General features: G+C 60.4%; 23 protein-coding genes. 20 read left to right on the top strand and 3 right to left on the bottom strand.

The genetic code is table 11. From position 1 onward, the window contains the following. Nucleotide 1: 1 nt before the first annotated feature. The 17 genes from AN936_RS22660 to AN936_RS22740 all read left to right on the top strand — a co-directional run bounded on the left by AN936_RS22660 (nt 2) and on the right by AN936_RS22740 (nt 16,800). Nucleotides 2–1,291: a TraB/VirB10 family protein gene (locus AN936_RS22660; RefSeq protein ID WP_054590552.1), complete on the top strand. Its 1,290-nt coding sequence runs from the start codon at nt 2–4 to the stop codon at nt 1,289–1,291. Nucleotides 1,292–1,299: 8 nt separating this feature from the next. Continuing rightward, the gene (locus AN936_RS22665) at nt 1,300–2,145 is read left to right on the top strand and encodes a DsbC family protein (protein WP_149037827.1); all 846 of its coding nucleotides are present in this window, start codon (nt 1,300–1,302) and stop codon (nt 2,143–2,145) included. Next, nucleotides 2,142–2,852 carry a hypothetical protein gene (locus tag AN936_RS22670; RefSeq protein ID WP_054590553.1) on the top strand — a complete coding sequence of 237 codons (711 nt, stop codon included), beginning with the start codon at nt 2,142–2,144 and terminating at the stop codon, nt 2,850–2,852. Before AN936_RS22665 ends, AN936_RS22670 begins: the two co-directional genes overlap by 4 nt. A gap of 6 nt (nt 2,853–2,858) precedes the next feature. Continuing rightward, nucleotides 2,859–5,432, top strand: coding sequence for a type IV secretion system protein TraC (gene traC / locus AN936_RS22675; RefSeq protein ID WP_054590554.1), 2,574 nt, complete (start codon nt 2,859–2,861; stop codon nt 5,430–5,432). Then, complete coding sequence (locus tag AN936_RS22680) at nt 5,429–5,806, top strand: hypothetical protein (RefSeq protein WP_149037828.1); 378 nt, start codon at nt 5,429–5,431, stop codon at nt 5,804–5,806. Before traC ends, AN936_RS22680 begins: the two co-directional genes overlap by 4 nt. Beyond that, complete coding sequence (locus AN936_RS22685; RefSeq protein ID WP_054590556.1) at nt 5,803–6,354, top strand: TrbI F-type domain-containing protein; 552 nt, start codon at nt 5,803–5,805, stop codon at nt 6,352–6,354. Before AN936_RS22680 ends, AN936_RS22685 begins: the two co-directional genes overlap by 4 nt. A 109-nt stretch (nt 6,355–6,463) precedes the next feature. Beyond that, nucleotides 6,464–6,940 carry a S26 family signal peptidase gene (locus tag AN936_RS22690; RefSeq protein ID WP_054590557.1) on the top strand — a complete coding sequence of 159 codons (477 nt, stop codon included), beginning with the start codon at nt 6,464–6,466 and terminating at the stop codon, nt 6,938–6,940. 68 nt (nt 6,941–7,008) lie between these two features. Continuing rightward, a complete protein-coding gene (gene traW, locus AN936_RS22695; protein WP_234715861.1) occupies nt 7,009–7,599 on the top strand; it encodes a type-F conjugative transfer system protein TraW in 591 nt (196 codons plus the stop codon). Then, a complete protein-coding gene (locus AN936_RS22700) occupies nt 7,596–7,868 on the top strand; it encodes a hypothetical protein (protein ID WP_054590559.1) in 273 nt (90 codons plus the stop codon). Before traW ends, AN936_RS22700 begins: the two co-directional genes overlap by 4 nt. A 37-nt stretch (nt 7,869–7,905) precedes the next feature. Further along, nucleotides 7,906–8,898: a conjugal transfer pilus assembly protein TraU gene (gene traU, locus AN936_RS22705; protein ID WP_084758707.1), complete on the top strand. Its 993-nt coding sequence runs from the start codon at nt 7,906–7,908 to the stop codon at nt 8,896–8,898. 10 nt (nt 8,899–8,908) lie between these two features. Next, the gene (gene trbC, locus AN936_RS22710; RefSeq protein WP_054590561.1) at nt 8,909–9,646 is read left to right on the top strand and encodes a type-F conjugative transfer system pilin assembly protein TrbC; all 738 of its coding nucleotides are present in this window, start codon (nt 8,909–8,911) and stop codon (nt 9,644–9,646) included. Further along, nucleotides 9,643–11,379, top strand: coding sequence for a conjugal transfer protein TraN (locus tag AN936_RS22715; RefSeq protein WP_054590562.1), 1,737 nt, complete (start codon nt 9,643–9,645; stop codon nt 11,377–11,379). Before trbC ends, AN936_RS22715 begins: the two co-directional genes overlap by 4 nt. Nucleotides 11,380–11,382: 3 nt before the next feature. Beyond that, nucleotides 11,383–11,760: a hypothetical protein gene (locus AN936_RS22720; protein ID WP_054590563.1), complete on the top strand. Its 378-nt coding sequence runs from the start codon at nt 11,383–11,385 to the stop codon at nt 11,758–11,760. Then, entirely contained in the window at nt 11,757–12,560 is an 804-nt protein-coding gene (locus AN936_RS22725; protein ID WP_054590646.1) for a conjugal transfer protein TraF, read from the top strand. The genes AN936_RS22720 and AN936_RS22725 overlap by 4 nt, the downstream gene beginning before the upstream one ends. After that, nucleotides 12,560–14,002 (top strand): conjugal transfer protein TraH, encoded by a 1,443-nt coding sequence (locus AN936_RS22730; RefSeq protein WP_054590564.1) that lies wholly within the window; start codon nt 12,560–12,562, stop codon nt 14,000–14,002. Before AN936_RS22725 ends, AN936_RS22730 begins: the two co-directional genes overlap by 1 nt. Nucleotides 14,003–14,014: 12 nt before the next feature. Then, nucleotides 14,015–14,746, top strand: coding sequence for a conjugal transfer protein TraG N-terminal domain-containing protein (locus AN936_RS25725; RefSeq protein WP_054590565.1), 732 nt, complete (start codon nt 14,015–14,017; stop codon nt 14,744–14,746). A 41-nt stretch (nt 14,747–14,787) separates the two neighbouring features. After that, entirely contained in the window at nt 14,788–16,800 is a 2,013-nt protein-coding gene (locus AN936_RS22740) for a conjugal transfer protein TraG N-terminal domain-containing protein (RefSeq protein WP_250635740.1), read from the top strand. A 29-nt stretch (nt 16,801–16,829) separates the two neighbouring features. Here the strand turns inward: AN936_RS22740 and AN936_RS22745 are convergent, their stop codons facing one another. Then, nucleotides 16,830–17,054: a hypothetical protein gene (locus AN936_RS22745; protein WP_054590567.1), complete on the bottom strand. Its 225-nt coding sequence runs from the start codon at nt 17,052–17,054 to the stop codon at nt 16,830–16,832. A 176-nt stretch (nt 17,055–17,230) separates the two neighbouring features. Here AN936_RS22745 and AN936_RS22750 point away from each other — a divergent pair, with 176 nt between their 5' ends. Then, nucleotides 17,231–18,016 (top strand): hypothetical protein, encoded by a 786-nt coding sequence (locus AN936_RS22750; protein WP_149037829.1) that lies wholly within the window; start codon nt 17,231–17,233, stop codon nt 18,014–18,016. A 10-nt stretch (nt 18,017–18,026) separates the two neighbouring features. On the opposite strand, the gene AN936_RS22755 is transcribed toward AN936_RS22750, so the two are convergent. After that, a complete protein-coding gene (locus AN936_RS22755) occupies nt 18,027–18,686 on the bottom strand; it encodes a hypothetical protein (protein ID WP_054136685.1) in 660 nt (219 codons plus the stop codon). A 30-nt stretch (nt 18,687–18,716) separates the two neighbouring features. Further along, entirely contained in the window at nt 18,717–18,926 is a 210-nt protein-coding gene (locus AN936_RS22760; RefSeq protein WP_054590569.1) for a hypothetical protein, read from the bottom strand. Nucleotides 18,927–19,290: 364 nt separating this feature from the next. Between AN936_RS22760 and AN936_RS22765 the strand changes: the two genes are divergently transcribed. Continuing rightward, entirely contained in the window at nt 19,291–22,140 is a 2,850-nt protein-coding gene (locus AN936_RS22765) for an SNF2-related protein (RefSeq protein WP_054590570.1), read from the top strand. Between the two features lie 4 nt (nt 22,141–22,144). Then, entirely contained in the window at nt 22,145–23,728 is a 1,584-nt protein-coding gene (locus tag AN936_RS22770; RefSeq protein ID WP_054590571.1) for a hypothetical protein, read from the top strand. Nucleotides 23,729–23,763 lie beyond the last annotated feature (35 nt).

The raw sequence follows: 23,763 nt of genomic DNA on the forward strand, positions 1-23,763 counted from the left end.
CATGGATTTTCTCAAGCGCAAGCCCAAGGATCTGGATGGCGCCGAGGCCGATGGCCGCGATGCGGTCGATGAAACGGGCTCGATCATCGACAATGACAAGGCACAGAAGCGGCAGAGAATGCTGTTTTTCGGGCTCGGTGGTGTCGCTGTCGTGGCTTCGACCATGTATGTCTTGCGGACCGAAACCGTGGTCGAAGAGGCAACCAAGCCTGGGCACGAGACCGAGGTGTCAACCGATGCCCTGATGAACCGCCAGCGCGTCGATCAGGAGTGGATGGCCATCTACGAGGGTCAGGTTAACTCCCAGGATCAGCGTCTCAAGGGCGTCGAAGCGCAGGCTGGCCAAGTTGCGCAGTTGCAAAGCGAGATTCAGGCTCTGCGCGGTGAAAATGCCGCGATGGCGCGCGACGGGCAGCAGGTGCTCGAGGCCTATGAGCGTGAGAACCAGCAACTGCGCCAGCAGGTCACCAGGGGCAACCCCCGACCGACTGCCCCCGGGCCGGTCGCGGCTGCCCGTGAGATGGGCGTGCCTTCGCCAGCTGCGTCCGGCGTACCTTCCGCCACATTGCCCCGCCGCGGCAACGACGTGCAGATGGTGTCTTTCGCGCAAGCGGGCGGGACGGGCTCGCGCATTGATCCGGCCAAGGCCCCTGCGGTTTACACCGACTCCCCGAACTACCTCCCGCCCAACTCGATCGCGAATGCCACCGTGGTGGTCGGTGTTGATGCGACGACGAATACCCGCAGCCAGAGTGACCCGCTGCCGGTTCTTCTGCGTATCACGGGGCCGGCGCGCTCGGTCTATGGTGACGGCAAGCTGCTCGCGACCCGCGTGCAGGGCTGCATGGTCAATGGTGCGGCCTATGGCGATCTCTCCAGCGAGAAGGTCTATGTGAAGCTGCAGCGCATGACCTGTGCGCAGCCCGGCGGGCGCTTTGCGGTGTCAGAGGTCAAGGGCTTTATTGCCTTCGGCGGCAAAGTCGGCGTTCGCGGACGGGTTGTCAGCCGTGAAGGTTCGCTGACCACGCAAGCGTTTCTCGCAGGGCTGGTGAGCGGGGTGGGCAACGCCTTTCAGGGTGCCAACCAGATCCCCCGGATTTCCCAAGATCCCGTGCTCCCGTCAGCTTCCGATGTCGGCATTCAGGCGATTGGCGGCGGCGCGGCGAACGCCGGGAACACTCTCTCCGATTATCTGATCGAACGGGCCGAGCAATATCAGCCGGTCGTCGAGATGCCCACCGGTGCTGCGGTCGAGGTCGTGTTCCTCGACGGCACCTTCATCAGGAATTGAGGCCCGTCATGGAATTCAAATGGACCACATGGAAGGTGGCAGGGGCCGCCCTCGCGCTCACTGGCTCCCTCGCTGCAATTGCAGCAGCCGCTCATGCCGCGGCGGCAGACGACGCTGCGACGATCAAGGCAGCGCTGGTCAAACGTCTCCCCAAGACCGAGATCACCACGATCGACTGCGACAAGATCGAGGGCGTTTGTGAAGTTCTGGCACGCCAGAACCTCTTCTACATCGACCGCTCGGCGCGCTACCTCATCATTGGCCGTGTCTACGACATGGAGACGAAGCAGGATCTCACAGCTGCCCGGTTGCTCGAGATGAACCCGGACATGCTGGTTGGGGCGGGGGGCGCTGGCGAGAGTCAGGAGGGCGCGGCCGAACCAACACAGGCACGTCAGGCAGGGGCGGGCGACGCGGGGCCACTGCCACGTATTGATCCCGCAGCGCTGGCAGCTCTGCCCTCGAGCGGCAGCGTCGTGATGGGCAAGGGTGGCCGGACACTCACCGTCTTCAGCGATTTTCGGTGCGGGTACTGCAAACGCCTCCACGAAACCCTCGCGACGCTCGACGTCAAGGTCGTTGAGCGACCGATTTCGGTGCTCGGCACCCGTCCAATCTCAGAGGCGGTCATCTGTGCGAGCGACAAGCGCCGCGCGGTGAACGAAGCCTATGACGGAGGCGCGATCACGAGCGGTCGGCGCTGCGACACCTCGGGCCTTGATGCCAATGAGGCCTTTGCGAGGAAGCATGGTTTCACCGGTACCCCTGTCATTGTGCGCGACGATGGCGCTGTCCTTCACGGCTTCCGCCCTCGCGAATTCCTCGAAACCTGGCTGAAGGAGAAGGTGTCATGAACACCAAAGGCGCAATGGCAATCGTGGCTGTGACGTTCTCCCTGTCGGCCTGTACGACGCTCGGTACCAACGTCAGCGGCAAGTTTCGCTGCGAGGCTGCAGACGGTATCTGCGCGCCTTCGCTGGTGATCGATGACAGCGCAATTGCGCGGATCGAGGAAACGACCTCGGCGGATCTTCTCAACCCTGCGGGTCCATTCCGGATGGACGACGGGATCTCCGCTCCTGTGCGCGGCCCGTTGCTCGGTTCCGAAGCACTCGTTGCGCGTTCGTCGCCGAGTTACGAGCTGTCGGTCGTGTTTCCGGGCTACACGGATGCCGCAGGCACAGCCCATGCCCGCATCGCGGTGCCAGTTAAGGCGATGCTCCCGGGCCGGGGGGATGCTCTCGAGACAATTGCGCTACGAGGTGCAAAGCCTGCGCGTGCTCAGGGGCTGTTGGCGGCCGCCGAGAGCGCACCGCAGTTTATGGCGATTGCCCCTGGCATCTTGGATGACGGTCAGCCGGGTTCTGTGGGCGCTGAGACTGCCATGGCGTCCAATCTTTCAAAGACCCCAGCGCCTATCCAGCAGGCCCCGGCCCAGCAAGCGGCTTCCCAGCCTGCCAACCCGATCGCTGAGATCGAGGCGAAGGTCTCCGAGCGTCTTGCATCACAGCAGCGATTGCCGAGGCGCGAGGCTGCCTCATTCCCTGCAACGCCGGAGTAACGCGCCATGCTGCAGGCCCTCACCAACATCATCGATCTGGTAACCGGCGATGCTCGCAAGCCTGAGCAGAACGCCCGGCCTGCCAGTGTGCCAATGCTGTCGCATTTCCTCGGATATCGCTCGTTCGATGAGGACAAGCGTATCTTTCATCAGGTCCGCTCGAAGGGTTTCATCATCGAGCTCGCCCCGCTTGTCGGTGCAAACGACCGGGTCAATGATGTGATCGGGTCGCTGTTTTCCGACATTCTTCTGCCCGGCACCAAGTTCTCGGTCACGAACTATTCGAGCCCGCGCGTTGCCGAGAAACTGCAGACCTGGGCGTTGCCGCGCTACAAGGCTGCGGGGGTTTTCCAGACGCTCGCCCGCCACCGCGTCGACAAGTTGCGCAATGGAGCATGGTCCACGCTTGCCAGCGATGGCCCGTTCTTTGTGCGGAGCTTTCGCGTGTTGCTGGCAGTCGGGATAAGTGACGGTTCGGGCCTCTCGACCGATGACCTCCTGACCATGCGCGAGGGGATCATTTCTGCCCTCGATTCCATCGATGTCCCGGTCAAGGAATTCGCTCCGACCGACCTCATCCGCTTCTTCGATGAGGTCCTCGCCCCGTCCACTGGCGCTGGAGATGAAGTGCCGGGATACAACCGGTTCGATCCCATCAATGAGCAATGCATCAGGCGGGATCTTGTCACCCATGTCGGGCGTGACCGCCTCGTGCTTGAGGCACAGTCGTTGCGGCCAACCGGCTCATCAGTCGATGGCGTGCCCGAGTTGAAGGACTACGTGCCTGAGCGCTTCGATGTGCGCACCATGGCGGTGCGCAATTTTCCGGATCGCTGGGCACCCTGGGATAGCCAGAAGGTGATTGGGGACATCTTCAACCCCAAGCTCTCCCTGCCCTGTCCCGTCTTGCAGACAGCTTGTGGGGTGATCCCCAACCAAGAGTCTTCCGAAGCGAAGGCCGGCTACAAGTTCGTGCGCACCAGCTCGCTCGCGGAAGGCAAGGGCGTGAAGCTTGTGCCCAAGCTGCGTACCGAAGCGGCTGAGTGGCAGTTCGTGGCCGACCGGGTCAAGCAGGGCGAGAAGCTCGTGTCCTGCTACTACGTTGTCACGATCATCGCCCCGAAGGGCCGGGGCGAGCCCTGCGAGCGGACCCTGAAGGCTCTCTACAAGGCGAGCGGGTGGGATCTGATTGACGAGACCCATATCCAGCTGCCCGCTTTCATGGCGCACTTTCCGCTGCTGCTGGCTGACGGGCTCGACAGCGACCTCAAGCGGATGAAGCGCATGCGCACCATGCGCTCGGCGAACCTTGCCGCGATTGCGCCGATCCAGGGCGAATACATCGGCGGCAACATCCCGCACCTGCTCTTCATCGGACGCCGGGGTCAGCCACAATTCTGGTCACCCTTCCAGAACAGTGCCGGCAACCACAATGTCGCGATCTCCGGCAAGTCCGGCTCGGGCAAGTCGGTGCTGCTGCAGGACCTCACGGCAAGCTTTGCAGGGGTTGGGGCCAAGACCATCGTGATCGATGATGGCCGCAGCTTCGAGCATATGGCCAAGGCGCTTGGCGGGACATTCACCGAGTTCAAGCTGTCGTCGGGCATTTCGATCAACCCGTTTCGCATGATCGACGAGGCCCTTGCCGAAGGGGACGGCGACTATCTGGTCGACTGCCTTGCGATGCTCAAATCCATCGTGTCGCAGATGGCGCGCAACGAGACCCGGCTCAATGACACCGAACGCGGGCTTATCGACCAAGCAGTCAATCTTGTGTGGGACACCCATGGGCGGGACGGCACAATCGATCACGTGATGCAGGCCCTCAAGGGCCACGAGCATCCCTTCGCCTATGATCTGGCGACCTCGCTGCTGCCGTTCGCTGCAAAGGGAACCTACGGGAAGTTCTTCCTTGGCGATGCCAACCTTGATCTGTCGGCCGATCTTACCGTGTTTGAGCTCTCGGACCTTGCGACCCGGGTGGAGCTTCGCGGCGTTGTTCTGACCTCGATCATGTTCATTGCCTCTCAGGTTATGCGCCGGATGGACCGCGCGATCCCGAAACCGCTGATCATCGATGAGGCCTGGCAAATGCTAAAGGGCGGGGCGATGGCCGACTTCGTCGAGACCTATTCGCGCACCTGCCGCAAATATGGCGGTGCGCTGATCACCGCGACGCAGTCGATCCACGATTACTACAAGTCCGAAGGCTCGCGGGCGGCTCTCGAAAACTCCGACTGGTTCCTCATCCTCCAGCAGAAGGGCGAGACCATCTCGGATTTCCGCAATTCGGATCGGTTTGAGATGGACAACATGACCGAGGCTTTGCTGCGGTCACTGAAGCGCAACGGCACCGACTATTCGGACATCTTCATCCGGGGTCCAGAGACCGAATGCGTCGCTCGGCTCGTCCTCGACCGGTTCTCGGGCACGCTCTATTCATCGAGCCCGCATGTCTTCGCCCAGATCGAGGACTATGTGCATCGTGGCTACCGGATGCCCGAAGCGATCGAGGCGGTGGCTTTCCCTGAAGATCATCGAGAGCCTGAAGGTCTTCCGATGAGGGAGGCTGCGGAATGAGCACGCCTTCTCGTCCTTTGGCCCGTCCCCTTGGCCGTTCCTTGATGCGTCACTCGGCCAGTGCGCGCCGCAAGCAGGCCGCTCAGGATCTTCTCGTTATTGCCCTTCGGTTCAGCGGTTGGCTTGCCACCAGCGCGCTTGCGACCCTCGGCATCGCCACGCTGTTCTTCCTTGTCCTTGGCGGCTTCACTTTCGAGGGCCTGATGCTCCAACTGGACAATCTCGCGTCGCGCTTCGTTGCAGCAGACGCTTCGAGACGCGGCCAGTTCGCGGTCATCAGCTTCGGCGTCATGCTCACGGGCTTTGTGCTGATCGCCTTCTTCCGCCGCGCGAGCCTGATTTCAGCCTTCCTTGTAGCCGGAGATGACCAATGACGGACCTTTTCGACCATATGGCGGCGCCCGCCACACCCGCCTCTGCCAAGGCCTCGCAGGTCAGAGATCGTAGCCGCTTTGCCGCGCTGTCGGCTCGCGAAATCCTCCTGTTCGCTGGCGCTGCGACGACCTTTGTCTGGGGGGCCTGGGTGACCAAGAGCGTTGCTGCACAGGGGTCAGGGCAGCAGGAATTCGTCCAGCTTCAGCTGCAGGGCATCATTGGGGAGTATCTTCAGGCACAGGCACGCTCGAACGCTGACGAGCAGACCGCAGCACGGCAAACTGCAGTTTTCATGGCAGCGCTGGATGAGACCGTCTCCGGCCTGTCGAGATCCGGGAAAGTCGTGCTCGTTCATGAGGCGATTGTGGGGGGCGAAGTTCCCGACGTTACGCAGAGCGTGAAGACTGCCGTTTACGCAAAGGTTCCGCGCCCCCAACCCGCCCAGGCGCTCGGCGCTGCTCCTCAGGGGCAGGCGGCCCGCGTTGAACAAGAGATGCAGGCCTTTATGGCTGCCAATCAGGGACGTCAGCGCGATGGCAAACCCTGATCCGCTCCTTCGTTCGGCTCAGCGCAAGGGGTTTGCTCGGCTTTTGTCGGACGGCGAGCCTCCTGCGACGACAGGCAGGACCAGACGCCTTTCGACCGGCGGCAGGCTTATGGCGATCGCTGCTGTCTGTCTCGTTGCAGGTGCCCTCAGCGCAGCTTCGAAGTGGAGCGAGAACCACGCGCTGATGATCAACGTGACGGACTCGCTCCCGAACTGGGCGTTCATGGTCGAAGCCAGGCGTTTTCCGGTGCGCGGGGACTATGTGGTTTTCCATCCCGGTCATGATCCCATTACGGTGAAGTATTTTGGGGCGAAGCCGGCGGCTTTCACCAAGATCGCTCTTGGTCTGCCAGGCGACACGGTGACGCGCATCGGCAATGATGTGCACGTCAACGGCAAGCGCGTGGCGACCATCAAACCTATGACGAAGCGCGGCGACCGTCTTGTCGCCGGCCCGCTCGGGGTTGTGCCGGAAGGCTGCATTTTTGCAGGAACTCCGCACAAGGACGGGTTCGACAGCCGCTATGCGCATATCGGCTTTGTGTGCCGCGATCGGCTTGTCGGCACCGGGCAGCCAATCCTGTGAGGGTCGCTTTCTCCTTCCTCGTTGCTGGCGGACTTGCGGTGTCAGCGACGGCTTCGAGCGGCGGGGCAGTGTCGGGGCAAAGCGTCGACCACGGGCAGATGGGCCAGACATGGTCCATTGCTGAGCCAGATCTCCTGAGCGTTATCAAGGCGCGGCTCGACCATGCGGCTGCGACCGGAAAACTCGATCAGATGAATCGCCAGTTCGCCGAGAAGGTGAAGGCGAGGGTGATGCGCCCGGTCCCGGTCTCCGGGATTTCGCCTGCGGAGGAGACCCGGAGTTGGGAGTTCGATCCTTCGATCCGGATCGACAAGGACATCCGTGATCACAAGGGGAACCTGATTGCTGTGGCGGGTCAGCGCGTCAATCCTCTTGCCGCCGCTGCGCTTAGCAAGAAACTTCTCTTTGTTGATGGTGATGACCCGGCAGAAGTCGAATGGGCGATGAAGCACGGGGGCGATGCGCGCGCCAAGATCATCTTCGTTGATGGCTCTCCCTTCGAGCTCATGAAGGTTCACCAGCGACGGTTCTACTTTGATCAGGACGGCCGTCTTACCAGCTATTTCGGGATACGCCGGACCCCGGCGCTGGTCGAGCAGCGCGGCGACGTCCTTATAGTCACTGAGCAAGCCATTGCGCGCAAGGGGAGGGGGGCATGAACTCCTGGCGCAATCTGGTTCCGGCTCCCCTTGCTGCCCCCGAAACGCGCGGGCTCAAGGCGGCACGTTTGCGCACGATGACAGGGCTCTTTCTGGTCGCTGCCCTCGTTGTTTCGTTCGGGGCACTTCGGGCGCTAATCGGCATCTTTGCTCTCGCATTGTTCGCAGGCGCTACGACCTTCGCTCTGGTTCAGGGGGTCCTTTGGGTCCGGGCCAAGAACGCGGCGGATGATGCCTGGCTGATGAGGGAGAGAGACGATGCGCTCTAGGCTCCTTGCGCTCCTCTTGGGCTTTGCGTCCCTGTTTATGGCGGCAACCGTGCTCGCCCCTCCGGTTCTGGCTCAGGGTCTTCCGAGCGGGCCTGGTCGGTGCTCAGGCAGCTTCGTCAATCCGGTGACCGATGTGTGCTGGGGCTGCATGTTCCCCTTATCGCTGGGGTCGCTCAAGATTTGGCCATCATCGCGTGCTGACACCGACAATCCGGATCTTCCGATCTGCGCCTGCGGCACGCCGGTGCCGCGCATCGGCCTGGCGATCGGGTTCTGGGAACCGGTCCGGCTGATTGATGTCTCGACCAAGCCTTGGTGCTTTCCGAACCTTGGCGGCATCAAGCTCGACCCCGGCTTTCCGATCGGTAACGGTTATGCCTCGGACGGCGCGCAGCTAGGGGGCCAGTCCCAGCGCACCGCCAAATACCACGTGCACTATTACATCTACCCGCTCCTGTACTGGCTCGAAGTGGTGACCGATTTCCTGTGTCTCGAGGCGAGCTCGTTCGACGTTGCCTATATGAGCGAGATCGATCCGCTTTGGCAGGACGACGAGCTGGCATCTCTCCTCAATCCCGAGGCCGCCCTTTTCACCTCAGTCATCGCACAGGCCGCGTGCTCGGCCGATTGCATCTCGGCAACGACCAGATTGCCAATGGACGAGCTGTTCTGGTGCTCTGGTTGCCAAGGTTCGATGTATCCGATGAACGGCAATGTTGGTGCCAATATCGGCATCAAGCAGTCAGCGCGGCTCGCGGCCGAGCGCATGGTCTACAAGCTCCACCGTCAGGGGCTCGCCTGGGGCACCAGTGGATCGAAAGCGCTGTGTTCCAAGTACATCATGCCGATCCTCAAGAAGAGCCAGTACCGGATGCAGCAGGTAAATCCGACGCCCATGGTGAGTGGCCGCGAAGCCTGTTCTCCGATTGGAGCGACCACGATCTTGCCCAAATCTGGGCAGGTCTATCCCGTCAAAGGCGAGGATGTCGGCTTCCTCCTCTGGCGCAAACGCAATTGTTGCATGCTGTGAGGTCGCGCCAATGAACCGCAGAGGACTCTTCCCCGCTCTCGCCGCCAGCCTGCTGCTTGGTGTGACCGCCGTCGTTGCTCAGGATTTGACGGACTTCGACCCGAAAGCGATCGAGGCGCGGGCCGATACACTCAAGGCCGACGCCCAGGCGCTCTTCGACTATGCGACCGCGAACGCGCAAACCCAAGGCGAAGAGGCGCAGACGGTTGTCGCGCAAGGCTATGAGGCCGTTGAAGGCCTGGATGTCTCGCAGATCGCCGGGAAAGATGGCCCAGTCGACTTCGACGAAATGGTGGCTGGCGCCAGGGCTGGCATGGCCCGCCCCAAGGGTGCGCCGCTGTTTGTGGCATTCGCCAGCCTGTCGATGCCCGAAGAGGCGCTTGCACAGATGATCGCCGACACGACCAGAGCAGGCGGCGTTGTCGTTTTCCGCGGCTTCTCTACCGGAAATCCGCAGACCTTCATCACCGGTATCCGCAAGGTTGTCGACCAGTCTGGCGCAAGCAATGTGGCAATCGATCCCCGGCTGTTTCGATCCTTCGGGGTCGACCGGGTTCCCACCTATGTGGCTCTCGCGACCGATTTCGAGCCCTGCGATCAGCTCGATTGTGTAACCACGCCGCCGCCGCATGATCGCATCTCAGGCAATACCAGTGTGGCTTATGTGCTCGAGACTTTCGCCGGGGCAAACGGGCCGGGCGCGCCAGTTGCCCGTCTCGCTCTTGCCAATCTGAGGGGGAAAAGGTGAATGGCCTGCGCACCCTTGCTGTCTCCCTTGCGCTTGCGGCATGCGGTCATCTTGCGCACGCCCAGATGGCGGCCAGTGATGCGAGGGTAGAAGGCGAAGCAATCGCAAAGGGTGTCCGTGACACCACGTCATCGGGCATTCTTGGCAATGGTTCGACGGCAAACGTCCCCGGCTTCCAGGGTACTGATATTCCATCGCGTGATTATGTCGACGATCCTGTTGGGCTGACGGCGGCGGGGGAAGCGCAGCGGTATCGCGATGAGTACCGCGTGATCGTTGATCCCTACAGGACCCGGTTCGATTCCGACCCTGTCGACCTGTCTGCCGGTCGCCTGATCGAAGCTGACCCCGACGCCTATCTCGGCGCCGGTGGTGGGCCCGGAGGAACTGCAGGAGCCTGCAATCCCTTGCCTCCGGGAGGGACGGGTACCACGACTTATCTCGAAAGCTGCAATGCCGGCTCGCAGCCCTTTGCGGAGGCGCGCAGCTGTAATGCGTCGTTGCAGATCCAGACCGAGGGACGACGCACCTGGCAGTATTCTTGCGAAACCGAAGAGTTTGCTGATCGCAATGAGATGTGTCCGATGCTTGCCCAAGCGCAGGGCTCCAGCTCATGCACGCTCGAGCGCAGCGTTCGGGTAGGGCAAAGGTGCCTGCAGTGGGTGGAAGAGGAATTCGGTCGCAGGTGGTGTGCTGAGCCAGGCGAGCCAATCTTTCACCAGGTCTGGCAATGCCCCTCTCGGCTAAGCGGCGTACCGGGCGGGATTGAACGCAACACCTCGCGGATCGTTGGCGAGACCGTCGACGAGGCCGCCTGCCAGAGCGCCACGAATGGTGCCACCTGCACGCTTGCAAGCGAGGTCTGCACTGCGCCTGGAGAGACGCGGGTCATCAATGGTCTTTCGGTGACGCGCAGCTGCTGGGAGTGGCAGCGTACCTATCAGTGTGAAGGGGTGGCTCCTGCCAATGACTGTGGTGCCCTTGAGGCGCGTGGCGATTGCAGGTTCAGCCATGACGAGTGCCTGAGCTTTGACGCAGATGGTGTGACCTGCAACGTCCATGATCGCTGGTATCAGTGCGCCATTCCCGGCGCGGGATCGCAGCCGCCGCCCGCCTATGTCTGTGCAGGGGATCTCTATTGCATCAATGGAGAATGCACTCAGGTCGAGCGCGAGGCATCACCTGAGTTCAAGGACGCTATGGTCGCCATGAACGTCATGGGCGAGCTGCGGGACGGGTTTGATCCTGATCGGCTGAAGATCTTCAGCGGCGAGCATTTGCGCTGCACCCGCAAGGTCTTTGGCCTTTCGAACTGCTGCAGCGGCAAGGGCGTGCCGCTTCTCACGCCGTTCCTGTGCGACCGCGAGGACCGTGAAGTCGACAAGCGGGATGATGCAGGTCTGTGCCGCTTTATCGGGACCTATTGCTCATCCCGCGTGCTCGGCGTCTGCGTGACCCGCAAGCAGTCATACTGCTGCTACGGCAGTAAGCTCGTCCGGATTCTGAATGAGCAAGGCAAGGCGCAGCTTGGGATGCGGTGGGGGACGCCGCAGCGCCCTGACTGCGAAGGTTTCTTGATCGCCCAGTTCCAGCAGCTTGACTTGAGCCGCATGGATTTTCGGGAAGTTTATGCCGAGTTCGTTGATGCGGCAAAGCTGCCTGACGAGATCGATATGTCGATCCAGATCCAGCAGAAAATCCAAAGCTACTACAACACGAACGGTGGGACCTGACCCATGAGCAGTGCTGAAATTCTTGCCTTCCCGCATAGCGAGCCGTTTCCGCCCGCGCAGGTGCTCGATCTCGCGGTCAGCGTCGCCATCGGTCGTGATCTGGCGCGCAGCGAGACCGAGATGTTCGCACTCATCAAAGACTGGTTCTTGCGGCCTGCGACGGTCGGTGAGCTCGCAGCATCGATCAAGCGTCTTCTTGATCGCGGCTCCATCAGTCGGATGAGTGATGGTGATTTCGACTTTTGCCTCACGCCAGCAGGTGTGGAGGCGACCACCACCCTGTCGGGGGGAATGATCCGGATGATCGACCGGGGCCGCGGTTATTTCAAGACTGCCTTCCTCTTGCAGATGCTCGACCTTGAAAAAGGAAAATGCCCATGACGAGATTAGCGCTCCTGAGCCTTGCATCAGCCCTCGGGGCGGTGGCTGTCCCCTTGCTCGCCCAGCCACCGGCAGATGCCAATCGCGATGCGTTCTACTGCGACGAGCGCAAGCTTGGGAGCTGGTTTTACTGCAACTCCGAGGAGGCAAAGCGCAAGGCACGCGAGCAGGCAAGGCCCGCATCGCCAGCCATTCCTGCGACCGAGCGCATGGCTCAGATTACGGCGAAGCTCGATGAGCTCAAAGCACGGGCCATTCTTGAGCCAACGTCAGAAAACATCGTCAGCTATATCCGGTTCCAGCGCGAGCAGCTCGACCGCGCTTCGACATTCGCGGATGTGTGGGGTCGCTCGATCTGGCAGAACCCCGATCTCGACTATACGCTCGAACGGCCTGTTTCGACTCTCGCAAAGCAGACTTGGGCAGAAGATCGCAAAGCCCAGCGTGAAGGCTCGATGGCGGCGCTCACCGAGCGCTACGGGGTCTTCTATTTCTACTCCTCGTCCTGCTCGGCTTGCCGAACCTTTTCGCCGGTAATGCGGGCACTGTCCGACACATACGGGCTAGAGGTGCTCGCGGTCTCGATGGATGGCGGGCCCAACGAAGCGTTCCCCAATTATGTCGTCGATAGCGGCCAATACCAGCGCATGGGCCTTCAGGGCGGCGCTGTTCCAGCCCTGGTCCTTTTCGACACCCAGACACGCAAGCCGATTCCGATCGGCTACGGCGTGATGGCGGCCGACGATGTGATGCAGCGCATTTTCTACCTCACCCAGATTGAGCCCGGGAGTGACTACTGATGGCCCGCCAGACCAAACGCGGCGTTGCCGCCCGCCTCTTCCGCTCGTCGGGGACGGCACTTGCCGTACTTGCCGCAGCGAGTTTCGCTGCAGCCCCCGTCAGTGCCAACGTCGGCTCGGAGCTCAATAACTTCTTCGACGATATGGGCGCCGCTGCCAATGCCACCGGCCCCGTCGCCTATCAGGGCCAGTCGGCAGGCTATTACTCGGGCGGCAACATCTGGACCCGCTTTCCGCAAAAGAACGTGACCCCGGTCAATCTCCAGTTGCCCGGGGTCAAGGCCGGATGCGGGGGCATCGACGTCTTCTCCGGCAGCTTCTCCTTCATCAACACCGATGAGATCGTGGCGATGCTCAAAGCGACTGCCAACAACGCGCTGGGCTTTGCCTTCCAGCTCGCGATCAAGTCGATCAGCCCGCAGATCGCCTCGACCATCGAGGAGATGGCACAGAAGGTTCAGCAGATGAACCAGTTCAACATGAACAGCTGCGAAGTGGCGCAGAACCTCGTCGGCGGCTTGTGGGGCAAGTCCGATCGGATGTCCTCGGAGATTTGCAAGTCGGTCGGCAACAGCCAGGGGTTGTTCTCCGATTGGGCCAAGAGCCGCCATGAATGCGGGACAGGGGGGCAGCGTGCCTCGACGATCGCGGCCAACAGCGATCCCGACATTCCTGCACAGAGTTACAACTTCACGTGGGAGATGCTCAAGCAAAGCTACCCCAGTTTCTCGACCGAGTTTCGTGAGTACCTCATGACTTTCGTCGGAACGGTGATCTTCTACCAGGATGGGGATGCCAGCGGCAAACGCGGGTTCCAGTTCGTGGGGCAGGGCGACCGCGCCCTTTTGACTGCGCTTCTGGACGGTACCAGCTCGGTCACGATGCTGAATTGCGATACCAACGACAAGTGCCTCAACCCGACCACGCAGGCCATGTCGATTTCGGCATCACAGGCGTTGAAACCCAGGGTCCGGGCGATGATCGAAAGCATGAACGCGAAGGTTCGCAGCAATGCCGCGCTCACCAGTGACGAGATTGGCTTGCTCGGGGCGACCACGATTCCGCTCTACAAGATCATGACGGTCAACGCTGCCGCAACCCTCGGCGGCATGACCAGCAACGACATGAATGACCTCGCCGAAATCGTGGCGATGGATCTCCTCGATGCGCTTGCGCAGCAATATTATGGCTATGCCTCGCGCGGGGTAGGGACCTTCCAGAACGCCAATGAGGAAGCTCTTTCGCAGTGGCGCGATCAGATCAATTCGGTCCGACAGGTCCTCGACACATACTCGCAAGGCATGAAGCTGCGCCTCGACCGGACCCAGCATGTGGTTCAGCGCGCGGTGTTCCTTGAGGGCACGCTCAGGAACAATTTGTCGCCGCAGATGTCGGCCGCGCTGTCATTCAGCACGTCGCTTTCGCGTCAGGGCATCCAGTAGGGACCGCGTGCCATGATGGAGATCTTCACGATCGGCGGGGGCGAATACATCGTCAATGTCTTCAACGCGGTATCCGCTTGGACTGGGGGTGGGGGTTTTCGTTCGCTGCTGCGCGTCGTGATGGTCATGGGCTTGATCTACACGCTGCTGGTGGTGGCGTTCAGCCTCAACTGGCGTGCCTGGTTCAACTGGTTTCTGGGGGCGACACTTATGTACGGCGCCCTCATCGTACCTACGATGACGGTGAGGGTTACCGACCGCCTCAATCCATCCCTGGCACCCGCTACGGTCGCAAACGTCCCTCTGGGGCTGGCAATGATAGCCTCGGTCAGTTCGACTGCTGGTGATTGGCTCACGCGCACGGCTGAGACGGTTTTTGTGATGCCAGGTTCGCTGCAGATGTCGAGCAATGGCATGATCTACGGCGCGCGCCTTTGGGACCGCACCCAGGACTTCCGGATCCGCGATCCCCGCATCAGCGCCAATCTTGAAGAGTACATGAAGCAGTGCCTGTTCTACGACATTCTGCTCGGCTTCAAATCCTTCGATACGATCGCGAACTCCAACGATATTCTGACGGAGATGGGACCGGGCTCGCCTGCGCGGGGGATGAAGTTCATCCCCGAAAGCGGTGCTCCCACCATCATCACATGTCAGGCCGGCTATACGGCGATCGCCACCGGCGTTACGACCTATTCCGACACGGCACTTGAGGAAGAAGGTCGCAAGATTTTCCAGGGTTAACCCCTGCGCTCGCGCGCTCGAAGCTGATTGCGGACCTTCCGATTGTCGCCAACCATTTCCATGGCAGTTCGCAGACCGCACAGCAGATTTTCCAACAGCGCTCGCTCGTCAACGCCTTCCTTCAGGCGCGCGCCAACCTCGGCGCGGCCGATGGTGACACCTTCGCTGTCCTGCGTGCCGAGGAGCAGGCCCGCAACACCTATACGTCGATAGCGGAGCAGGCGATGACCTGGGTCCCGCTCCTCAACATCGTCCTGACGGTCGTCTTTTATGCGATGTTCCCGGTGATCTTCCCGCTCTTCCTCATCCCGCGCAGCGGCACGCCTGCGTTGAAGGGATACTTTACCGGCTTCTTCTATCTGGCCGCCTGGGGACCGCTCTACGTGGTCCTGCACATGTTCATCATGGACCGGACGGCTGATGCGATGAACGCGACCTCGCCTGGCGGGGTGACGATGGCCGGGATGGCAGGCATCGATGCCGTCAACACGGATACGGCAACGATTGCTGGCTTCCTGATGATGTCGATCCCGTTCCTGGCTGCGGGCATGGCCAAAGGCGCGATGGCGGTTTCGTCTCAGGCAACTTCGATGTTGGCTCCTGCCCAGTCTGCGGCCGAGGCTGCCGCAGTGGAGCGCACGACCGGGAATTATGCCTACGGCAACGAGAGCTACATGAACCTCTCGAGCTCTAACCGGCAGTCTGACCAGTGGAACACGGCGCCATCTTTCTCGGGGGGCGCGCCGATCATGTCGAGCGTAGGTGCGAATGCCGCGATCACCCGAACAACATCAGATGGGTCGACGGTTTACGATACCTCACCTGCGATGAGCCGCCTCGCGTTTGCATCCTCTGTCAGCCAATTCGCGAATGCTGAGCGCCAGCAGACGCTGTCCGAACTGGAAACTGCACGCAATACGCTGAGCGAAGAGCGTTCCCGCGCGCTATCATTGGCTGATCGAACGTCGAGCCGGCAAACGACCGGCACCCGCAATTCCAGCGGTTCCGAGAGTTCTGCAGGGTTCCGGTCGGGCGAGAACCTGCAGCGGTTTGACAACCAGTCGCTTGATGCACGCGACACCGTCTCGGAGAGCGATCGTGTGAGTTCCTCGCAGGGTGCCCAGCAAAGCAATACGGATCGGCTCGAAACAACCAAGGGTGGCTCGCTGAGCGTTGGTGGTTCAGCGGGGCGCGGCGGGAAGCGCGCTGCGAATGGTGAAGGCGGCAGTGGGGCCAATGGTGCGCTTGGTGGTAGTGTTCAAGCTGGCATTACTGGCGCTCGTGCGCGGCTAGATACGGTCACCCGAGGAACTGAAGCCAATCAGAGCCAGGGCTTCGACTCATCGACATCTGACAATCGTTCGAATGGATCCAACGCCACGCAGGACAGCGGCAGCTATTCGCAGAGCGGCAGCTTCAGCCGGAGCGAGGGGTACTCTGAGGCGGCCTTTTCCCGGGAACAGGCTCTTGAGGACGTTCGGCGGATTGATAAGCGCATTGCGGCGATCGACGAGGTCTCGAAATCCCTCAGCAGCAATACCTCGAGCAGGGATGGCTATGGGTCCAATCTCTCCTTTGACCTCAGCCAGATTATCGCAAGCCGGTATCAGGAAAAGGCCGCTGAACTGGGGCTGACGGCACCGAGTCTGGCACGCACAGATCTTAGCCCCCAAGAGCAGGCGACTGCTGAAGTGGTCGCGCGGGCTATCATCGCCGACTATTATGATCAGCGCGTGGCGCCATTCAATGATCTGATCCCGCAGCCCGGTTCGCTTGTTGGCAATGTCTCGGGCCCGGGCGCATTTACGGAGACAGACTTACGCGGACAGGGTCCCCGTCGTTCAGCCGTATCGCCGCGCAATCTTGTCGAGGGGTCGTCAGACAGCGCGATCGGCAATCGAATTGAGGAAGGCGGTCAGTCTCTCGGACAGCGTTATGAGACCAATGTCACGCGATCCGGCCAGCGCCGTCAGGATTTTCAGCAGGATCGAAAAGGTGAGGGCGGTGCCGACGATCGCTTCAATCAACGCTTCTATGACAAAGATCAGCGTTGATTGTCTGAGCGCTCGATCATCCCAATCGGCTACCAGCTGAGAATAGCGACTACGAGGAAGGTAATCGACAGCACGAGGGCAAGGAGTGAGCCAGCACCTGTGTTGGTTCCGCCGTAGGTCAGATCCTTTGTGTCGTCCTCAAGACTGCCATAGGTTCGTCCAAGGTCACTCACCGATGCGCCTCGCGAGGTATCGCCGGTCATCACAGCATAGGTAATCGGATCCATGTTCGATCTGTTGTTGAAATCGTCCATCGGCGTTCTCCTAGCCTTTCCGTAGCGTTTTTACGCCAAAAAGACAATCATAGGTTCAACGCTGCGAGGGGTTAGGAGTCGATTGCCGATTCGATTTGTATCAGCGATTGCGTGGGGTGCCAGAATCATACCAGAAGGGGAGCGGTTACGCTGAATTCAAGCGAGCCGTTGAGAGCATGTTATCGAAGACTGACGCGACATATCTCGATCTTCGAGAGCGCATTCTATTTGGCGAGCTCAAGGCTGGAGCGCCGTACTCTGCCCAGGACATGGCTGCGTACTACGGGCTTCATATCAATATGGCGCGCAGGTTGCTGGTCGCCTTGAAGGTCGGCGGCTATCTTACCCGCTCGGGCACGTCCTATGTCATCTCAACATTCTCGCAGAGCCAAGTTGAGGAATGGCGCCTTTCGTTGGGCGCAATCGTCGAGATCGGGGCAGTCCGGTTGGCGCAGTCCGGGGGCGGAACTCTGGGCCCACTCGCGGCATTCATCGACGAACGCATTCGAAACGTCCCTGTGAAACACGAGGACTTTTTTCTCGGTGCAATGGGGCTCACGCATATCGTCCTGGGTGGCAAGGAAAGCACCCTTGCCAACCTTGTCTCGCAGTTCATCCCCCAGGCGTTTTTCCGCCTCCTTTGGATGGCAGACTCTTATTCTGTCCGCACAGGATTTCTGGTGGAGGCTAGCGACCGGTTTCTTGATGCCGCCAGGACAGGCGATATTGCGGGCGTTCGCGCAGCTAGCCGGATCTTCTTCGATGGCATCGCCCCTTCGCTTCAGACGCTCATCGAAAAGATGGGCGAGGGCATCTATCCGGTCAATGACCGCCAGGATGGATTCCAGACGATCGAGGACAACATCGCTGGGTATCCAACCTATGCGGGCAGCTCCCGCACTTTCTCGCCGATCATCGAGCCTCTTACGGAGGTCGGTCAGGCAGCTTTGCCGCTTTGCTGAGTGGGATGCCTTACGCGTTCACGGGCTCTCTCGGGTGGAGCCGCATGGCGACAGCTTCGGCTGCGCAGTCCCGCGGTTCGGTCGTCCCGATGAGGTCCACAATGACATTAGCTGAACGTTTCATGCCATCGAGGTCGGCAGCCTCAAGTCGAGCCGCAACTGCATAGGCGACCGCCACACTGGCATGTTTGACGTAATCTTCCATGAGGCGAAGCTCGCCGGTGGCGCTGACGATCGCCAGCATCATCCTGTTATGAGCAAGGCTCGTCGCAATCGTGTCCCCGCCATCCGCTTCTTCGAGGAAGTTCTCAACCAAGGCGCGGATAGCAGGTAGTGCCGGCGCGCAGTCCATGGACGACAGTCTGATGATTGCCGCGGCTTCGATTGCCGCTAGCTCGGCTATCTTATCATCGAGTTCCTTGCCGCTGGGCTGGTACCATTTGAAACGGGACCAGTCCGTATTGATGAAGCCCGTGCTCCGCAGCTCCGCAAAAGCGGTGGCACCCCAGTCTTCGTCCAATCCCACGATCGCGGCTAGCGACGCCGGGTCAGTGCTCTCATATCCGAACTTGGTACTGATGCTGCAGCGTCGAATCCGCTCAATGCAAGCGTCAGGGCTGATCGCCATGCGCTTGGACGCTTCCTGGTAGAGCTCGATCCGTTTCGCCATGCGGTAATAGTAGCATGACGGCAATTCTCATCAATCGGCCTTTGGCCAATCGCCTCCGTGTACCTCACGCTCGTATTTCGAAATACGCTTCCATGCGATGGCGACTTCGTCAAACCCGTCGTCCGAGAACAACCGCTCGCAGAGGCGGTCGATTTCGTGCGGGTCGTCGGGCAAACTCTCATCCTCACGGTACTTTGCGACCGCGTCCATTACTTTCAGGGCGTCGTCGTAGTTTGCCATTCAATGCTCGTTTCGACCTCTTGACCGGTCGCACTACTGAAGGTCAGATGTCAAGGCTGTATCAATAACTACAGAGGGTTCTTTGATGCGTGTTCAATCGCCAGGTGCCGTGTTCTGCATTCCGAATTTTTGCGCTTCTCGAACGAAACCTCTTTGGGAACACTCTCGGCCGATTTGAACTGAGGCCGGTCGTCGGCGTTGCCGTCAGGTCGAACGCCTACCGGAAAAATCAGCATGTGCGATCTACACGAGAGATCTGTCCGCTGCGATACCTTCCACGTTATGCCCTCTGTTGTTGTAATCGATCTCCGCGCTACTTTGTTTCGTGGTGGCCAACGCAGGCATTCCCCGATATTCCAAAGGCATGGATGCCAATCTGTTCACTCCAGTCCACGGCCATTATAACGCCCACAAACTGACCTTGTCGGGGCTGGATGAAAGCGCATTTGCGCGGTCACTGACATCAGCCCGGGTCCAAATGAACCCCCATCAGGTTGAGGCAGCTCTCTTCGCCCTGAAATCACCCCTCTCGAAAGGGGTGCTGCTTGCCGACGAGGTTGGCCTTGGCAAGACCATCGAAGCCGGCTTGGTCCTATCGCAACGCTGGGCCGAACATAAGCGCCGGATCATTCTCATCGTCCCTGCCTCACTTCGAAAGCAATGGCAGCAGGAGCTGTTCGAGAAGTTCTCACTCCGATCCGAGATCATGGAATCGGCGACCTACAAAGCCTTTCAGAAACAGGGCCACTTTCATCCCTTCGCAGCGGTTCAAGGGATCATCATCTGCTCCTACGAATTCGCTGCTAGGAAGGCCGACGAGCTACGCTCAATTGCCTGGGACCTCGTCGTTTTTGATGAAGCTCACAGGCTTCGCAACGTGTTCAAGAAGGACGGCTCGGCGCGTGCAAAGGACCTGAAAAAGGCCCTGCAGGACAGGTTCAAAATCTTGCTGACGGCCACACCGCTGCAAAACTCGCTCATGGAGCTGTACGGCATCGTCTCAATAATCGACGAAAGCCATTTCGGAGGCGAGAATGCCTTTCGGGCTCAATATCTCTCGAACGGAAAATCGAGCGTTGCGCTTGATGGTCTACGATCCCGCCTCCAGCCAATTTGCCATCGTTCCCTACGCCGGCAGGTACAGGAAGCGGGCCATATCAGCTTTGTCCGGCGCAATGCACAGACCTTCCACTTCGAGCCGGGCGATGCTGAGCAGGAGCTCTACGACCGCCTTTCGAACTTTCTGCAACGGACCGACACGGTTTCCTATGGCGACCGGACCAATGCACTCGTCGTCCTCCAGGTCCGCAAGGTACTCGGTTCATCCACCTTTGCTGTTGCACGATATCTCGAGGCATTGATTGGCCGACTGAGGTCACGCAAACCTGCCTCGGTTACGATGAGCGACGACATCGAAACAATGAACGAGCTGGAGGAAGAGGCCGGCGAAGAAGGCGATGACAACTCGACGATCGCGATCACGCAAGAAATGATCGATGCCGAGATCGCTGAGATTCAAGACTATCTCGTCCTCGCCAATTCAATCGCGAAGAACGCCAAAGGCGAGGAATTGCTGAAGCAACTGCCAAAGGTTCTGGATGAGATCGAAGGAAAAGGCGGTGCAAGGAAGGCGGTGATCTTCACCGAAAGCGTGCGCACTCAGCTATACCTCAGAGAGCTTCTTGAGCAGCATGGCTACGCCGGACGGGTCGTGCTCATGAACGGGCAGAACGGCGACCAGCAAAGCCGAGAAACCTACGCACAATGGTTGGACAAACACCGCGGAACCGACAAGGCTTCGGGGTCGAAATCGGCCGACATGAAGGCGGCAATTGTTGAGGCCTTCAAGAGTGACGACAAGGCCATCCTGATCGCAACGGAAAGCGGTGCCGAGGGTATCAACCTCCAGTTCTGCTCATTGCTTGTGAACTTCGACCTGCCCTGGAACCCCCAGCGCGTCGAGCAGCGCATTGGGCGCTGCCACCGGTATGGCCAGAAGATCGACGTAACCGTAGTCAACATGCTCAATCTGAAGAACCAGACCGAGCAACGGATCCACGAACTCCTGAGCGAGAAGTTTCACCTCTTCGAAGGCGTTTTTGGTGCCAGCGATGAGGTCCTGGGCACCCTCTCCAGCGGCGTCGATTTCGAGAAGCAGGTGCTCGAAATAGTGCAGCGCGGGCGCACACCGGAGCAGGTCGAGTTTGAGTTCGACGCTCTGAAAGCGACGATCCAGGACAAGATCGATGCAGCCTTCGAAGATGCCCGAAATCGGCTACTCGGAGAAATGGACACCACCGTCATCTCGAAGCTGCAGGATCGCGGCAAGGAGCTGGCCCGCATCCTGCCTGAATTTGTCCAGCGTCTCTTGATTGCGGCTCAGGCCGAACTCGACGGCGCGACATTTGGCCGGCCAGACGATGACACTTTCCGATATCAGGGGCGCACCTACACCACGAAATGGCCACAGGCTGACGAGCAGAACTGGCAGTTCTTCCGCGTCAATGATGGCCTCTGCGCGGAAATGATCGAAGCAGCGAAGGCGCGCGACCATACTGGTACGCCCCAAGCAATGGTCTTCCGGCCCAGCCTTTACCCCTATGAGGGTCAGGTCGGCGCCATTCGTGATCTTGCGGGTCAGGCAGGTTGGCTTCGCGTGTTCAAGGCGACCATGCCGACACCCGAAGCGCTCCGGGAAGAGCTGCTTATTGCCTGCACAACTGATGATGGCCGGACCGTCCCCAGCGATGTCGCGGACCAGCTATTCATCGTCCCCGCCGAGGATGCGGGATGCGCGGCGGATGCGCCTCTCGAGTCCAAGCTGAACGCCATCGAAGAACAGCAGTTCGGCGATTTCTCTGCACGGGTGCTGAGCGAGAACGAAGAGTGGATAGACGCGGAAAGCGATCGCTTGGACCGCTATGCGGCCGACATCGAGATCGAGATCGATGCGCAGATCAAGGACTTGGAAGAGGAGGCGAAAGAGCTTCGCAAGCAGTCACGCGCTGCCACCCTCAGCATGCAGGATAAGCTCGCACTCAAGCGCAAGATCAAGCGACTTGAGGATGATATCGATGACCTCAAGATGACCAAGTTCCAGAAGCGCAAGGAAGCCCGCCAGAAGGTCGAAGACATGCTCGACGACTTCGCGGCGGCGCTCAACCTGAAGCCGGAAATCAAGCCGCTCTTCACTCTTCGCTGGAGCGTGGAGTGATCTGATGCTTCATGGCTTCGGCGTCTATCCGGTCTCCCTCCAGATCGACATCGACAGCTATGAAGGCGACTGGCGGCACGTCGCGCGCTTCAGGAACCGCAGCGGTTGGCTCGCCGTCGCTGAGGCCGAAATCTGGACCGGCAATGAGCTGTGCGCCACCCTCCCAATGATCGTTGGATGCGACGAGAACGAGGATGAAATCCCCGCGTTCATCGCGGCCAACCTGCTGGACTGTGCGACATCGTATCCCAAGCCCTGCTACGAGTTGGCTCCGCCTGCCCTGGACGACCTGCTCGACGGGCAAAAGGCGGACGTGCGCAAGCGCTGGCTTCGCGAGAATGTGGCGTCGATCGCGGCAATTCATGAGCAAGCCGATCAGGCCTTGCTCGAGGTAGAAACCAAAGTCGCCGTTCAGACCCGCAAAAGCGACAAGGCCATCGCCCGCATGCGGCGGCAGCTCCGGTTCCTTCCGCTTGATGACCCCGGCAGGGCGCTGCTGGCCGAAGCCATCGCGGAAGAGGAAGAATGGCAGGACCGGATAATCGACTGGCTGGGCGAGCGCCGCGAGGAATTGCGCCGTCACTATGATGTGCTGCAGCATAAGGCGTCCAAAGGCCTTCGGCCGAGGATCGAAGTCGATACTCTTTATCTGATCAACTGGCACCATCGGTCCGCGCCGACCTCTGATGTTCTATGTGCTTGGGCGGAAATCGTCCGCGACACCCGCGAAGTTCACCGGCGAGGCAGCCATCCGCTCGACATCAGCGACAAGCAAATCAAGGCATTGGCCGATTTTGCGCAAGCGCCGGGCTGGGTCGAACGGAAAGGCGGGTTCATTCCTCGTCCAGCCACGCCTTCGCCCATGCCAACAAAGCCATCGCCGCGCCGGATCGAGGTTGACTGGACTGCAATGGGGGGCGTGCCCAGCAGGGCTACCGATACCCCGACCAATGATAACGCCCGTGACGTTCAGCGCAGGCCCGAGCCCCTTCCGGCATCCACGCCTCCGCGTAGCGCGTCGCCATCTGGGGCTCAGGTCGCAAAGCCCAGGACCCGGCTCGAGAAAACGGAAGCCAAGCGCGCTCAATTTCAGGCTAAGCTTGAGGCCATCAGGGCACACGGCGCAGGACTTCCCCCTAGATCAGGGCGGTTTCTTGATGCCCAGGGCAAGGAGCGTCGCTTCGAGAAATACATTGCCGCGTTCGACGCCGAGATCGCTTCCATCCGCGCCAGAATTCGGCCCGAAGTGCCCGAGCCTCCCACATCGGCAACACCGAATCTCCGGCCACCGCAAACTGCCCCGACGCCTGAAGCGAGCTGCGAAGTGCAGGCCGAACGAGCCATCTTGTTGGAGCGGCTGCGGCAGCTGGAAATTCAGGGCCAGAAGTTCCGCCAAGGCTCCCCGAAAATGCACCGTAACCAGATTGCCCGCATAGAAATCAGCCGCAAGATCGCCGCTCTGGATCGACGGTTGAACCCGATATCACCCTCGCCGCCCACAACCAGCGAAAGCAGGACCAAGCAAGATTTACTGGACGAGATGCTGCGAAGTGCCGGGGCGTCGGCCAACGGCAGAAAGCCCCTTTGACGTGGAACTGTGCGCTAAGCGTCTGGCATGGTTGG

This window comes from Sphingopyxis macrogoltabida, assembly GCF_001307295.1.
GTDB lineage: Bacteria > Pseudomonadota > Alphaproteobacteria > Sphingomonadales > Sphingomonadaceae > Sphingopyxis > Sphingopyxis macrogoltabida_B.